This is a genomic window from Paracoccus sanguinis (assembly GCF_900106665.1).
Classification (GTDB): Bacteria; Pseudomonadota; Alphaproteobacteria; order Rhodobacterales; family Rhodobacteraceae; genus Paracoccus; species Paracoccus panacisoli.
Genome location: NZ_FNNA01000002.1, coordinates 625,658 through 639,211 on the forward strand (window position 1 = coordinate 625,658; position 13,554 = coordinate 639,211).

General features: G+C 73.3%; 12 protein-coding genes, 1 tRNA gene and 1 pseudogene. 9 read left to right on the plus strand and 5 right to left on the minus strand.

What is annotated here, in order from left to right:
• Positions 1–59: 59 nt before the first annotated feature.
• On the plus strand, positions 60–983 hold the full coding sequence (locus BLW17_RS09515; RefSeq protein WP_036730847.1) for an EamA family transporter: 924 nt from the start codon (positions 60–62) through the stop codon (positions 981–983).
• Here BLW17_RS09515 and BLW17_RS09520 read toward each other — a convergent pair.
• Both BLW17_RS09520 and BLW17_RS09525 read right to left on the minus strand, forming a co-directional pair.
• Entirely contained in the window at positions 925–1,722 is a 798-nt protein-coding gene (locus tag BLW17_RS09520) for a M55 family metallopeptidase (protein WP_036730849.1), read from the minus strand. The two genes, BLW17_RS09515 and BLW17_RS09520, sit on opposite strands and share 59 nt — an antisense overlap.
• Positions 1,723–1,800: 78 nt before the next feature.
• Positions 1,801–1,877, minus strand: a tRNA-Arg gene (locus tag BLW17_RS09525).
• A gap of 108 nt (positions 1,878–1,985) precedes the next feature.
• On the opposite strand from BLW17_RS09525, the gene BLW17_RS09530 reads away from it, so the two are divergent.
• From BLW17_RS09530 to BLW17_RS09565, 8 genes and pseudogenes are all read left to right on the plus strand, one after another.
• Positions 1,986–2,999 carry a LacI family DNA-binding transcriptional regulator gene (locus BLW17_RS09530; RefSeq protein WP_036707592.1) on the plus strand — a complete coding sequence of 338 codons (1,014 nt, stop codon included), beginning with the start codon at positions 1,986–1,988 and terminating at the stop codon, positions 2,997–2,999.
• 114 nt (positions 3,000–3,113) lie between these two features.
• A complete protein-coding gene (gene gatC / locus BLW17_RS09535) occupies positions 3,114–3,401 on the plus strand; it encodes an Asp-tRNA(Asn)/Glu-tRNA(Gln) amidotransferase subunit GatC (RefSeq protein WP_036730851.1) in 288 nt (95 codons plus the stop codon).
• Positions 3,398–4,873: an Asp-tRNA(Asn)/Glu-tRNA(Gln) amidotransferase subunit GatA gene (gene gatA / locus BLW17_RS09540; protein WP_036730853.1), complete on the plus strand. Its 1,476-nt coding sequence runs from the start codon at positions 3,398–3,400 to the stop codon at positions 4,871–4,873. The genes gatC and gatA overlap by 4 nt, the downstream gene beginning before the upstream one ends.
• Positions 4,874–4,904: 31 nt before the next feature.
• The gene (locus BLW17_RS09545) at positions 4,905–5,510 is read left to right on the plus strand and encodes a hypothetical protein (RefSeq protein ID WP_036730855.1); all 606 of its coding nucleotides are present in this window, start codon (positions 4,905–4,907) and stop codon (positions 5,508–5,510) included.
• The gene (locus BLW17_RS09550) at positions 5,507–5,953 is read left to right on the plus strand and encodes a cupin domain-containing protein (protein ID WP_052176123.1); all 447 of its coding nucleotides are present in this window, start codon (positions 5,507–5,509) and stop codon (positions 5,951–5,953) included. Before BLW17_RS09545 ends, BLW17_RS09550 begins: the two co-directional genes overlap by 4 nt.
• Positions 5,950–6,600, plus strand: a pseudogene (locus BLW17_RS18965) (N-acetylmuramoyl-L-alanine amidase); the annotation flags it as partial. The gene BLW17_RS09550 and the pseudogene BLW17_RS18965, both read left to right, overlap by 4 nt.
• A gap of 21 nt (positions 6,601–6,621) precedes the next feature.
• The gene (locus BLW17_RS19030; protein WP_269429060.1) at positions 6,622–6,936 is read left to right on the plus strand and encodes a DUF952 domain-containing protein; all 315 of its coding nucleotides are present in this window, start codon (positions 6,622–6,624) and stop codon (positions 6,934–6,936) included.
• Positions 6,936–8,000, plus strand: coding sequence for a quinone-dependent dihydroorotate dehydrogenase (locus BLW17_RS09565; RefSeq protein ID WP_036730857.1), 1,065 nt, complete (start codon positions 6,936–6,938; stop codon positions 7,998–8,000). The genes BLW17_RS19030 and BLW17_RS09565 overlap by 1 nt, the downstream gene beginning before the upstream one ends.
• Here the strand turns inward: BLW17_RS09565 and cysE are convergent.
• The 3 genes from cysE to BLW17_RS09580 form a co-directional block, all read right to left on the minus strand.
• Positions 7,997–8,824 (minus strand): serine O-acetyltransferase, encoded by an 828-nt coding sequence (cysE, locus tag BLW17_RS09570; protein ID WP_036705055.1) that lies wholly within the window; start codon positions 8,822–8,824, stop codon positions 7,997–7,999. The two genes, BLW17_RS09565 and cysE, sit on opposite strands and share 4 nt — an antisense overlap.
• A 99-nt stretch (positions 8,825–8,923) precedes the next feature.
• Positions 8,924–9,649, minus strand: coding sequence for a DUF2793 domain-containing protein (locus tag BLW17_RS09575; RefSeq protein WP_036730859.1), 726 nt, complete (start codon positions 9,647–9,649; stop codon positions 8,924–8,926).
• Positions 9,642–13,517: a baseplate multidomain protein megatron gene (locus BLW17_RS09580; protein WP_036730861.1), complete on the minus strand. Its 3,876-nt coding sequence runs from the start codon at positions 13,515–13,517 to the stop codon at positions 9,642–9,644. The genes BLW17_RS09575 and BLW17_RS09580 overlap by 8 nt, the downstream gene beginning before the upstream one ends.
• Positions 13,518–13,554: the final 37 nt, after the last annotated feature.

Sequence of the window (13,554 nt, forward strand, 5' to 3'; positions counted from 1 at the left end):
ATCAGCGCCCGATCCGGGGGCGGTCGTCAACCGCCGCGTCGGCAGGCGGCGGGGCGCCGATGACGCGGGGCGAGATGATGCTGGCGCTGCTGGTGCCGGTCCTCTGGGGGCTGAACTTTCCCGCCTCGGTCTTCATCCTCGCGCATTACCCGCCGATGCTGGGGGCGGCGATCCGCTTCCTGCTGATCGCCGTGCCGACCGTGCTGCTGGTGCCGCGCCCCGGGGTGGGGCTGGGCTGGCTGCTCGGCACCGGCCTCGGGATCGGGTTCTTTCAGTTCGCGTTTCTCTACGCCGGGCTGGCGGCGGGAATGCCGGCGGGCCTCGCCTCGCTGGTGCTGCAGGCTTCGGCGCCGCTGACGGTGGCGCTGGCCGTGGTGCTGCTGGGCGAGCGGCTGACCGCCCCGCGGGTGGCGGGGCTGGCGCTGGCGATGCTGGGGCTGGCGGTGATCGGCACGGTGCGGGCGCAGGCGGTGTCGTGGTGGCCCGTCGCGCTGACGATGCTGGCGGCGCTGTCCTGGGCGGGCGGCAACATCTGCATCCGCAAGGCCCAGGCCGCGCGGCCGCTGCATCTGGCGCTGTGGATGACTGTGGTGCCGCCGCTGCCGCTGCTGGCGCTCTCGGCGCTGACCGAGGCCGACCGGATCGGCCCGGCCCTCGCGGGCGCGCTGACCCCGGCCGCGCTGCCCGCCAACCTCGCGCTCGCCTTCAGCGCGTTCGGCGCCTCGGTGGTGGGGTTCGGGGTCTGGAACCGGCTTCTGACCCGCCACCCCGCCGCCGTCATCGCGCCGTGGTCGATGCTGGTGCCGGTGGTGGGCATCCTGTCGAGCTGGCTGATCCTGTCGGAAACCCCGCGGCTCGTGGAGCTGGCCGGCGGGGCGCTGATCCTTTCCGGGGTGCTGGTGATCAACCCGCCGCGCGGGCGGGTTACCAGAGGAAGCGCAGCGTCCGCAGCACCTCGAACCAGTCGTCGCGGACGAAGGTGAGCCGGCGCGGCGCGGGATAGTCCACGCCGGGGAAGAAGCTGCCGCGATAGGCCTCGACGGCGTTGGTGTATTCGAGCGCGACCTCCCAAAGGTCGGCGAGGGGGGCGGGCTGGCGGGCATCGAGGTCCGAGAGTGCGCGGGCAACGCCGTCGCGGATCGCCGCGCGGGCCCGGGCCGGGGACAGCGAGGCGGTCGCCGGGCCGAACCCCGCGCTGACCGGCACGGTGACGATCCCCGGCACCAGCGCCGCCGCCCCGGCGCAGATCCCCGCATCGCCCGACAGGAACGCCGCCGGCACCCCGAGCGAGGCGGCGGTGATGGCGTTGACGGTGAACTCGGACGCGAGCGCGCCGTTGATCGTCAGCCGCATGATCCGGCCGGTGAAGCTGTGGGCGAGCGGGTTGCTGTCGGTCCCCGCCGCGTCGTGATAGCCGGTGAACAGCGCCGCCCGGCAGTCCGCGTCGATCCCGAACATCATCGAATGCGGGTGCCCCGACCAGTCGCGCACCACCCGCACCTCGGCCGGCAGACGGTCGACGAGCAGGTTGCGCCCGGTGTGGTGGGCGTCCTTGACGATGATCTCGGTGGCGCCGGCGGCGAGGGCGCCTTCGCAGGCGGCGACGACCTCGGCGGTCATCAGCGCCTGGAACTGGGGGTAGTCGGGCTTGTCATGCTCGGTCTCGGACCAGGCGGTGACGCCGGCGGTGCCCTCCATGTCGGCGCTGAGAAAGACTTTCATGGCCGCGCCTCATCTGCGGGTGACGGGGCGAGGCTCAAGCATCGCGCGGCGAAAGGCAAGGTGGGGGGCGTGGGCGTATGGTGACCCCGGCAGGACTTGAACCTGCAACCTGCCCCTTAGGAGGGGGCTGCTCTATCCAGTTGAGCCACGAGGTCACAGCCCGCGTTGTCGCACGGGCCGGCCCGGCATGGCAAGCGCGCGGGCCACGGTTGCGGGCGCCCATGGCGTGCGCTAACGCTGGGGTGTCCCGGAACGGAGAGCCGATGACCCCGAGCCGTCCCCGCCGCCCGCTCACGTTGCGCGATGTCTCGATGGCGTCGGGGGTCAGCGAGATGACCGTCAGCCGCGTCCTCAGGAACCGCGGTGACGTGTCCCCGGCGACGCGGGAGAAGGTGCTGACCGCAGCGCGGGCGCTGGGTTATGTCCCGAACAAGATCGCCGGCGGGCTCGCCTCGCAGCGGGTGAACCTCGTGGCCGTGGTGATCCCGTCGCTGTCGAACCTCGTGTTTCCGGATGTGCTGGGGGGGATCTCGGCCGAGCTGGACGATACCGGCCTGCAACCGGTCGTCGGCGTCACCCACTACGGCCCGGCGCGCGAAGAGACGGTGCTCTACGACATGCTGAGCTGGCGGCCCTCGGGCGTGATCCTCGCCGGGCTCGAGCACTCGCGGGCGTCGCGCGCCATGCTCGAGGCGGCAGGGATTCCGGTCGTCGAGATCATGGACGTGGACGGCGACCCGATCGACACCGCGGTGGGCATCAGCCACGAGCGCGCCGGGGCCGAGATGGCGGGCCATATCCTCGGGGCCGGCTACCGGCGCATCGGCTTCATCGGCACGCACATGCCCGAGGACCACCGGGCGCGGAAGCGGCTGGCAGGGTTCGAGCGGGCGTTGGGCGCGGCGGGCGTGCCGCTGGTGGCGCGCGAATACTACCAGGGCGGGTCGTCGCTGGCCAAGGGCCGCGAGCTGACCGAGCGCATCCTGGCGCGCGAGCCGGGGCTGGATTTCCTCTACTATTCCAACGACCTCATCGGCGCGGGCGGGCTGATCTGGGCGCGCGAGCAGGGGATCGACATTCCGGGCAAGCTCGGGCTCGCGGGGTTCAACGGGGTCGATCTGCTGGACGGGCTGCCGATGCGGCTGGCCACGACCGACGCGCGGCGGCTCGACATCGGCCGGCGGGCGGCCCGGATCGTCGCCGGCAAGGACCCACGTCCTGAGGACGGGATCGTGGCGCTGGCCCCGACCTTCCTGCCGGGCGACACGATCCGCTGAGGCGGCAGGCACTGAAGCGGCACGCTTGACGCCACGCGCCCCCGTCGCCTGCCCATCCCGCCTTGCCGAGCCCGGCCCCGCCCGGTAAATCCGGCCCCAGCGAAAGGAATTCCGATGTCGATTGACCCTTCCGAGGCCCGCAAGGTGGCGCATCTGGCGCGCATCGCGGTGGCCGACGACGCCCTGCCGGCCTTTGCCGCCGAGCTGAACGGCATCCTGCATTTCATGGAGCAGCTCAACGAGGTCGACGTGGACGGCATCGAGCCGATGACCGGGGTCGAGCCGATGCGCCTCAAGCGCCGCGAGGACGTCGTGACCGACGGCGACCAGCAGGCCGCCGTGCTCGCCAACGCGCCCGACGCGCGCGAGGGGTTCTTTGCCGTGCCGAAGGTGGTGGAATGACGCTGAACAGCCTGACCATCGCCGAGGCCCGCGACCGCCTGCGCGCCCGCGACATCTCGGCCGCCGAGCTGACCGACGCCTGCCTGTCGGCCATCGAGGGCGCCGGCGCGCTCAACGCCTTTGTCCACCAGACGCCCGAGATCGCCCGCGCCCAGGCCGAGGCCGCCGACGCCCGGCTTGCCACCGGCGACGCCCCGGCGATGTGCGGCATCCCGGTCGGGATCAAGGACCTGTTCTGCACCAAGGGCGTGCCCAGCCAGGCCGCCAGCCGCATCCTCGAGGGCTTCCGCCCCGAGTACGAATCGACCGTGACGCAGAACCTGTTCGACGCCGGCGCGGTGATGCTCGGCAAGCTCAACATGGACGAGTTCGCCATGGGCTCGTCCAACGAGACCAGCGTCTACGGCCCTGCGGTGAACCCGTGGAAGATCGACGCGCCCCTGACCCCCGGCGGCTCGTCCGGCGGCTCGGCGGCGGCGGTGGCGGCCGACCTCTGCCTTGCGGCGACCGGCACCGACACCGGCGGCTCGATCCGCCAGCCTGCGGCCTTCACCGGCACGGTCGGGCTCAAGCCCACCTACGGGCGCGTGTCGCGCTGGGGGACGATCGCGTTTGCCTCGTCGCTCGACCAGGCCGGGCCGATGACCCGGACGGTGCGCGACGCGGCGATCATGCTGGGCGCGATGGCCTCGGTCGACCCCAAGGACTCCACCTCGGCCGACCGCCCGGTCCCCGACTACGAGGCCGCGCTGACCGGCGACATCCGCGGCAAGAAGATCGGCATCCCGCGCGAATACCGCATGGACGGGATGCCGGGTGAGATCGACGCCCTCTGGCAGCAGGGCGCCGAGATGCTGCGCGACGCGGGCGCCGAGATCGTCGACATCTCGCTGCCGCACACGAAATACGCGCTGCCCGCCTATTACGTCATCGCGCCGGCCGAGGCGTCCTCGAACCTCGCCCGCTACGACGGGGTCCGCTACGGCCGGCGGGCGAAGCTCGCGGCCGGCGACGGCATCACCGAGATGTACGAAAAGACCCGCGCCGAGGGCTTCGGACCCGAGGTGCAGCGCCGGGTGATGGTCGGCACCTACGTCCTCTCGGCGGGGTTCTTTGACGCCTATTACAACCGCGCCCGCAAGGTCCGCGCGCTGATCAAGCGCGACTTCGACCAGGCGTTCGCCGAAGGCATCGACACGATCCTGACCCCGGCGACGCCCTCGGCGGCCTTCGCGCTGGGGTCGATGAAGGACGCCGATCCGGTCGAGATGTATCTCAACGACGTCTTCACCGTGACCGTGAACCTCGCCGGCCTGCCCGGCCTCGCCGTCCCCGTGGGGCTCGACGCCCAGGGCCTGCCGCTCGGGCTGCAACTGATCGGCCGGCCGTGGGACGAGGGCGACCTTCTCAACCACGGCGCGGTGCTGGAAAAAGCCGCAGGCTTCGTCGCCAAGCCTGCCCGCTGGTGGTAGGCTGGCGGCGACACACGCAAAGGACCCCGCGATGCGCGCCTTGAACCTGATCCCGCCCATCGCGCTGACCATCGCGCTCGCCGCCTGCTCCGGCGAGAACCAGGGCTGGAATCCCAACTACCGCGCCGAGGCGACGCCCTACGGCGACTACCTCCGTGCCCGCGAATCGGCGCTGACTGGCAAGATCGCCGAGCCGCCGCGCGGCATCCCGATCGCGCTGCCGGCCAAGGCCCCCACCGCGGCCGAGCTTGCCGGTCCGACCCCGGTCCAGATCATCGAGCGTGAGACGACGATCGCCGCCGGCGCGGTCGGCATCACCTCGAACCGCCGCCTGCCCGACCGCGCCCGGGCGCCGGCCTTCGACGTGCCGCCGCCCGTGGTCTACCCCGTCCGCCGCGCGGCACCCGCCGCCGTCGTCGTGGGCGCCGCACCGCAGACGGTCGTGGTGACCCCCGCAGGCCGCTACGCCCGCGACGGCTCGGTGCGCCCGGGCAACTGCGCCGCATGGCCCTCGCCCGAGGCGGCGCAGCGCGCCTTCCTCGCGCAGGGCGGCCCGCAACGCGACCCGCTCGGCCTCGACCCGGACGGCGACGGCCGCGTCTGCGGCTGGACCCCTGCCCGCGGCGAGCCGCTGTGATCCTGCGCCGGGGCTCGGTGCCGGGCCAGCAGGTCAACGGCTCGGCGCCGCGGATCGAAGAGCGGTTCGGCGACGCCGCCGGGCTGGCGCAGATGGGCGTCAACGTCGTCACCCTCGCCCCCGGCCAGCGTTCCGCCATGCGCCACTGGCACAGCAGCTCGGACGAGTTCGTGCTGATCCTCGAGGGCCGCGCCACCGTCATCGAGGATGACGGCGCGACCGAACTCGCCCCCGGCGACATGGCACTCTGGCCCGCCGGCGCCGCCAACGCCCACCACATATGGAACCACACTGACGCGCCGCTGCGCTATCTCTGCGCCGGCACCAACCCCGACCGCGACACGGTCCACTACCCCGACGACGGCCAGACCCTGCACTGGGACCGCCCCCACGCGCGGGTCGTCGCCGCCGACGGCACGCTGATCCGCGCCTGGCAGGAATGACCGACCCCCACCCCTCGCCCAACCACGGCCCGCGCCGCGGCACCAACCAGCCCGATCTGGTCGTGCTCCACTACACCGGCATGGCCGATCTCGCCTCGGCCCGCGCCCGGCTCTGCGACCCGGCGGCCGAGGTTTCCGCCCACTGGCTCATCGCCGAGGACGGCACCACCGAGGCGCTGGTCCCCGAGGACCGCCGCGCCTGGCACGCCGGCGCAGGCGCGTGGCAGGGCCGCGACGACGTCAACTCGCACAGCATCGGCATCGAGCTGGCGAACCCCGGCGACCGCCCCTTCCCCGAGCCGCAGATGGCCGCGCTCGAGGAACTGCTCGCCGCGATCCTCGCCCGCTGGTCCATCCCGCCCGACCGCGTCATCGCCCATTCCGACATGGCGCCGGGCCGGAAATCCGACCCCGGCCCCCGCTTCGACTGGGCCCGCCTCGCCCGCCAAGGCCTCGCCCTCGCGCCCGCGGCGGACGCGCCGGACGCGCCCGAGCCCCTCGCCGCGCGCCTCACCCGCATCGGCTACCCCGAGGCCGACCCCGAGACCCGCCTCTCCGCCTTCCGCCTGCGTTTCGCGCCGTGGCACCGCGGCCCCGAGGCGGCCGCCGACCGCCACCTCGCCGCCCGCGTCCTCGCCGCGCTGCCCCCCGCGACCGTTTACAAGGTCCTGCGCCCCGCCGAATGGGCGGCGCTGCAAGCGGCGGGCGAAACCCTCGGCGCCCCCGTCGACCTCGCCGACGGCTACGTCCACTTCTCGACCGCCGCACAACTCCCCGGCACCCTTGCCAAGCACTTCGCGGCCGAGCCCGACCTGACGCTGCTCGCCTGCCCCACTGCCCGCCTCGGCCCCGCCCTTCGGTGGGAGCCGTCGCGCGGCGGCGCCCTCTTCCCCCATCTCTACCGCCCGCTGCGTCTCGCGGATGTGGAGCACACCCGCCCCATCCCCCTCACGCCCGCGGGCCACCACCTCGAGGGTCTTTGATGCGCCTGATCGAACGCGCCGGCCTCGCCGCGCTGCACCGCCTTGACCCCGAGCGCGCCCATGACCTGTCGCTCAAGGCGCTGGCCGCGGGCGTCGTGCCGCTTCCCGGCGCGCCCGTGACCTCACCGCGCCTCGCCACAAGCGTCGCGGGCCTCGCCCTGCCCAACCCCGTCGGCCTCGCCGCCGGCTACGACAAGAACGCCCGCGCCATCGGCCCGCTGACTTGCGCCGGCTTCGGCTTCATCGAGGTCGGCGCCGCCACCCCCCGCCCGCAGCCCGGCAACCCCAAGCCGCGGCTCTTCCGCCTCACCGCCGACCGCGCTGTCATCAACCGTTTCGGCTTCAACAACGAGGGCGCCGCCGCCATCACCGCGCGTCTTGCCGCCCGCGCCCCCTCGCCGGTCCCGGTCGGCCTCAACCTCGGCGCCAACAAGGACAGCTCCGACCGCGCCGCCGACTTCGCCGAGGTCGCCCGCATGGCCGCCCCGCACGTCGATTTCCTGACCATCAACGTGAGCTCGCCCAACACCGAGAAGCTGCGCGACCTGCAGGGCGCCCGCGCGCTCGCTGCGCTGATCGCCGGCGTCCTCGCCGCGCGGGATGAGACCACCGCCCGGCCCCCGGTGCTGGTCAAGATCGCCCCCGACCTCGACGACGCGGCGCTCGCCGAACTCGCCGCCGTGCTGACCGACTCGGGCGCCGCCGGCATCATCGCCACCAACACCACGCTCGACCGCAGCGGCCTCACCTCGCCCCATGCGGCCGAGACGGGCGGCCTCTCCGGCGCACCCCTCTTCGCCCGCTCGACCCGCATCCTTGCGCGCCTGCGTCTGCTCACCAACGGAAAACTGCCGATCATCGGCGTCGGCGGCATCGGCTCGGTCGAGCAAGCCTGGGCCAAGCTCGAGGCTGGCGCCTCCGCCCTCCAGCTCTACAGCGCCCTGATCTACAACGGCTTTTCGCTCGCCTCCGAGATCGCGCACGGCCTCGACGCGCGCCTCGCCGCCGAGGGCAAGACGCTCGCCCAGGTCACCGGCGCCGACCCGGAACGCTGGGCGCGCTAGAACAGGCTCTCGAGCCCGAGGATCTGGTTCATCGCGTCCGACGGCTGGTCGCAGCCCGCGTCGCCCACGATCCGCGCCGGCACACCCGCGACCGTCTTGCACGGCGGCACATCCGCCAGCACCACCGAGCCCGCCGCGATCCGGCTCGAATGCCCGACGCGGATATTGCCCAGCACCTTGGCGCCGGCGCCGATCATCACCCCGTCGCCGATCTTCGGATGCCGGTCGCCGTCCTCCTTGCCGGTGCCGCCCAGCGTGACCGAGTGCAGCATCGACACGTCGTTTCCGACCACCGCCGTCTCGCCGATCACGATGGAATGGGCATGGTCGATCATCACCCCGGTGCCGATCCGGGCCGCCGGGTGGATGTCCACGCCGAACACCTCCGAGCAGCGCATCTGCACGAAATAGGCCATATCGATCCGGCCGTTGTTCCACAGCCAATGGCCGATGCGATAGGCCTGCAGCGCCTGGAACCCCTTGAAGAACAGCATCGGCTGCATCAGCCGGTGCGAGGCCGGATCGCGCTCATACACCGCTTCGAGGTCCGCCTGCGCGGCCTCGGCCAGCGCCGGCGCGCGGGCATGGGCATCGTCGGCGATCTCGCGCAGGATCTGCTCGCTCATCTCGCCCGAGGCGAGCTTCAGCGAAAAGCGATAGGCGAGCGCCGCTTGGAACGTCGCATGGTGCAAGAGCCCGGCGTGGATCAGCGCCCCGAGCAGTGGCTCGGTGCGCACCGCCTCGGCCGCCTCGGACCGGATCGCCGCCCACAGCGCATTGCGGGACTGGGCGGCGGGGCCCCTCGGATCGCGCTGCTCGTCCATGCGTCTCTCCATCGGTCGTGACCCAGAGATACGCCAGATCGCCCCCGATCGAAAGACCGGCCGGGTCGCGCGCCGCGCACCGCACGGCGCGCCCTCGCGTCACGCGGCGACCGGATCGGGCAGCCGCAGCGCCAGCGTATGCACGGCGATCCGCACCCGTCCGCCGGCAAAGGCGCCGCCCGTCGCGGTCAGCCGCAGCTCGAGCGGCGCATAGACGGCCATCGGCGCCGACAACAGCCCCTGCGCCCACGAGTTCAGCCCCTTCCCCAACCCCGAGCCGAACTGCCCCGCATCCGCGGCCGTCCCGAGGCTCCAGCTCGTCAGCGTGCCGGAGATCGCCTCCGTCACCCGCGCCGTGACGCCCACGATCAGCGAGTGCGCCGGCACCTTCACGCCCGACGCAAAGCCGGTCCCCGCGGCCACCCCCACGTCGGCCTCGATCAGCCCAGCGCTCAGCCCCGCGCCAAAGGCGCCCATCGTCAGCGCTCCCGCCGCCCAGGCGCTGCCGGTCCAGATCGCCGTCACCCCGCGGTCGGCCACGAATGCCTGCTGCCCGCGCGAGGGGGCGACGAACACCCACCCCCCGTTGCTGCCGACGGCGATCCGCCCGTCTTGCCCCGCCCACGCGCCGCTCGCGGCAAAGGGCACCGCAAAGCACAGCCCGTCCGTGACCGTCGCCGGAGGGGCGGCGGTCGTCGCGCTCTGCAGCACCAGGTTCACCAGCCCGTCAAGCCGCATCAGCGCCTCGTTGACGGTGACGTGCTTTTGCGCCTGCGCCGGTTGCAGCAGCGGCAGGCCGCAACGCAGGGTGGTTTGTTCAGCCATGATAAACGCTCCTTGCAGACGGGCCCGGCCCGAAGACATCCGACAGTTGCGCGACCGCGATCTCGACCCCGCCCGGGGCGAGCGCCGCCTGTTGCACGGCGCCGTTCAGCGCCCAGAACGGCTCGCGCACCACCTCGCGGGCGATCTCGCGCCCGCCCTGCGCGGCGGTGACGAGATAGCGCTCGACGCTCTCGCCCAGCGGCACGTCGTACCCGTCCCAGCCGTCGCCGCCGATCCGGGTGCGCCGCACCCACGCGGCCCGGCCGTCGCGGACGCGCAGATGACAGGGCGAGAGCGGCCTGAGGCCGATCCCGGCAAAGGCCTCGTCGCGCTGGCGATAGGCGGGATCGTCCGGCGACCGGCTCGCCGGCCCGATGCGCCAGTGCCGCAACTGGCCGCGCGCGTCGGGTGGCAGCTCGACCTGCCGCGCCGCGCCGTCGAGCAGCACGACCACGCTGCCCGCCGGCCAGACCGCCGGCGCCACCGCGTCCGTCCCGGCCTGCCCGCGCAGCCGGCCGGCGATCTCCCACTCTCCCGGCGCGACGAGCGTCGCGGTGGTGAACTGCATCACCTCCCAGTTGCCGGCCGAGCCGTCGCCGATCGCCATGACGTTGGCCCCCGCCAGCAGCGCCTCGGGCGTGACCGAGCGCAGGTTGCCGCCCTTGACCCGCACCCTGAGCGGCGCGCCCCGGTCCAGCACCCCCGGCCGCGCCGCCGCCAGCGGCGCCAGTGTCACCCCCATGACCGAGCGGCGGCTGAGGATCACGTTCGGCGCATAGCCGCCCGCCTCATCCACCGCGCACCACGCCCGCACCGCCCCCGGCCAGGGGGTCGCCGTCGCCGCCAGATGCGGCGCGTGCGGCGCCTCGGTGCCGCGCAGCAGCGGCAGGTCCAGGAACACCGGCCAGACCGGCCCCGCGGGGACGTGCCGTGCCACCCGCGGCCCCTCGAGCGGCTGCGGCGCCGGGCGATAGACCCCCGGCTCGATCCGCACCGCATCGACGATCGTCGCCCCCGCCCGCTCGACCCGGTCGATGCGCCAGCGGGTGGCGTCGTCGCCCAGCGCCACCACGTCCCCCGGCCCGAGATGCGCGCGCGAGGGCGGCAGCGCGAACCGCGCCACCTCCTGCGCGACCCGCGCCTCGGCGAGCCAGCCGGCCGCCACCGCGTGCCCCTCGCCCCGCGTCAGGGCCATCGGCACGTCGCTGTCCGACACCGCGATGGCCGCCGCATCGGGCAGCACCGCCTCGGCGGTGCGGATCGCGTGATCGGCGCCCGTCTCGACATGGCTCAGCCGCACCCGGCCGACCAGCTCGGCCGCCGGCGCCCGGGTGACCTCCAGCCCCGGCGCCTCCTCGACCACCGCCAGTTCCTCAAGCGGCACCGTCCCGTCCAGCCGCCCGTCGCGCATGACGAAGCGCAGCGCGCCCTCCCGCTCGACCGCATCGAACCCGTGCGTGAGCATCAGCGGCTGCAGCGCCGCCCGCGCGCTCTCGGTCCCGCTGACCGCATAGCCGCGCACGATGCCCCACAGGCCGCTCACGTCCACGCCGTCGAGCCCCGAGCGGCGGCAGATGTCGGCCACCACGTCGCCCAGCGGCAGCGCCGTGGCGCGGCCGTTCAGCCAGTGCCCGCGCTCCCATGCCGGGCCGTCCGACCACAGGTCGTCGCGCCCCGGAAACGCCGGATAGGGCCGCGCATCCCACGCCCAGACATGGGCGCGCGACAACTCGACCATCCGCCCCTTGCCGTCGGCGCGCAGCGGGTTGTTGCCCGGATCGCCCCAGTAGGACGTCACCGCCTCGACATAGGCCGCCTGGATCGAATCGTCGCGCCGCCCGTCCGAATGCCACGGCAGCATCGACTCGCTGCTCATCGCATCCAGGAACTTGTTGGGCTGGTTGGTGGCCTTGTCGAGCGCCGCGCAGCCGTATTCGGTGAACCAGATCGGCTTCGACCCCGGCACCCAGGCGGTCGGCGCGTCCGAGCGCCCGCCCCCCGGGCCGCGGTCATAATGCCAGTTCGACCACCACCCGCGCAGGTCCTTGTAGCGCCAGATCCACGGCTCCCCCTGCCCGTCGGAGATGGGGGTGCGCCGTTGCGCGGTCCGGTCGGCGTCGCTGGCATAATACCAGTCATACCCCTCGCCGCCGCAAACGTTGGCGCGCAGGTAATCGACGTTGTGGACATCCCCCCAGCCGGCATCGAGATGCGTCTCGCCCTCGCGCCAGTCCGACAGCGGCATGTAGTTGTCGATGCCGACGAAGTCGATGTTGGCATCCCCCCACAGGGGGTCGAGGTGGAACACCGCCTCGTCCCCGCCCGGGTGATGGCCGAAATACTCGCTCCAGTCCGCCGCATAGCCGAGCTTCACCCCGGGCCCGAGGATGCCGCGCACGTCCGCCGCCAACTGCCGCAGCGCCGCGACGGCCGGATAGCGGTGCACCGCCCCGCGGATCTGCGTCAGCCCGATCATTTCCGAGCCGATCAGAAAGGCTTCGATCCCGCCGGCCAGCGCACAGAGATGCGCATAATGCAGGATGAAGCGCCGATAGGACCACTCGTCCGGCCCGCCATAGACGACCCGCCCGCCCTCGACCCGGAAATCTCCGGGCGCCGCGGTGCCGAAGAACGCCGCCACCTCGGCGTCCGCCGCCGTCGTCCCGTCGGGCGAGCCGTCCCGGCCGGCGGCCACCGAGCTGGTGATCCGCCCCCGCCACGGCATCACCGGCTGGTCGGCCGCGCCGCTCCACGGATCGGGGCGCCCGTTGCCCGGCAGTTGCTCCATCAGGATGAACGGATAGAACACCGCGGCCTTCCCCGCCGCGCGTACCGCCCGGATCGCCTGCACGACGGACTCGTCCGCGGGCGTGCCGCCATAGATCGACCGCCCGTCCCGGCGCGCGATCTCGCCCGCCGCCGCCCGCCCGATCCCGCCCGCGCGCCAGGCCATCCCGGCGCCGTCCTGCTCGGTCTGCTCGACCTTGGGCCGCACCGTGCAGTGGTTCACCCGCAGATCGTCGCCGAACCACGACACCACCACCGACACCGACCCCACCCGCGGCAACTCGCGCCCCAGCGTGGCCAGCGAGACCTCGAAATCCGTCCCTCCCATCGGCGTGTTGCGGTTGAGGATGCGCGTCTCGCCCAGCCCCAGATCGACCGAGACCTCCTCGGTCGCCAGCGCATACTCGCCCGTCCCGGGGATCAGCGCGACGGCCTGCACGTTCTCGGCCAGCGACGCCGCGCCACTCACCCCGCGCGTAACCTCGAACGAGAGCTGCGGCACCCGGTTCCCCCACCGCTCCAGCGCCAGCTCTTCGAGCACGACATAGGCAATCCCGCGATAGGCCGGCGCCGCCTCGCCGTCATGCGCGGCGATCGCCGGGTCGGGCAGCTGCGTCTCGCTGCCCGGATAGACGCGCAGGTTCAGCTCGCCCGCGGCGATCTCCTCGCCGTCCGCCCATATGCGGCCGACCGACAGGATCGGCCCCTCGCACAGCGCGATGGCAAGGCTCACCCGATAGGTCAGCTCGGTCACGCTCGGACCGCTGCCGCCCTTGCCGCCGACCTCCTCGGTGCGGCTGATCTCGGTCACGGGCGAGGCCCAGATGACGTGCCCCGGCACCCGCATCTGCCCCCAGATGCGCGGGATCGGCGTCCCCTCGCCCGCGGTCTGCAGCCGCAGCCGGTCCACGCGGCCGGTCTCGACCGGCTTCGCGCCCGCGCCCATCAGCCGCTGGTCGATGACCCGGCCGATGGTCGCGCCGACGGCCCGGCCGATCACCGCGCCGGTCAGCCCCAGCATGGTGCCGCCGAAGCCCGCCCCGACCGAGGCGCCCGCCGCCGCGAGAAGTATCGTCGCCATCGCCTTCCTCCTTGAACTCGTCCCGTCCTGCGGCCCC

Excerpts from the sequence above, each read along its gene's own strand:
- BLW17_RS09515 (WP_036730847.1), top strand. The coding sequence starts at position 60 with ATGACGCGGGGCGAGATGATGCTGGCGCTGCTGGTGCCGGTCCTCTGG.
- BLW17_RS09520 (WP_036730849.1), bottom strand. The coding sequence starts at position 1,722 with ATGAAAGTCTTTCTCAGCGCCGACATGGAGGGCACCGCCGGCGTCACC.
- BLW17_RS09530 (WP_036707592.1), top strand. The coding sequence starts at position 1,986 with ATGACCCCGAGCCGTCCCCGCCGCCCGCTCACGTTGCGCGATGTCTCG.
- gatC (WP_036730851.1), top strand. The coding sequence starts at position 3,114 with ATGTCGATTGACCCTTCCGAGGCCCGCAAGGTGGCGCATCTGGCGCGC.
- gatA (WP_036730853.1), top strand. The coding sequence starts at position 3,398 with ATGACGCTGAACAGCCTGACCATCGCCGAGGCCCGCGACCGCCTGCGC.
- BLW17_RS09545 (WP_036730855.1), top strand. The coding sequence starts at position 4,905 with ATGCGCGCCTTGAACCTGATCCCGCCCATCGCGCTGACCATCGCGCTC.
- BLW17_RS09565 (WP_036730857.1), top strand. The coding sequence starts at position 6,936 with ATGCGCCTGATCGAACGCGCCGGCCTCGCCGCGCTGCACCGCCTTGAC.
- cysE (WP_036705055.1), bottom strand. The coding sequence starts at position 8,824 with ATGGACGAGCAGCGCGATCCGAGGGGCCCCGCCGCCCAGTCCCGCAAT.
- BLW17_RS09575 (WP_036730859.1), bottom strand. The coding sequence starts at position 9,649 with ATGGCTGAACAAACCACCCTGCGTTGCGGCCTGCCGCTGCTGCAACCG.
- BLW17_RS09580 (WP_036730861.1), bottom strand. The coding sequence starts at position 13,517 with ATGGCGACGATACTTCTCGCGGCGGCGGGCGCCTCGGTCGGGGCGGGC.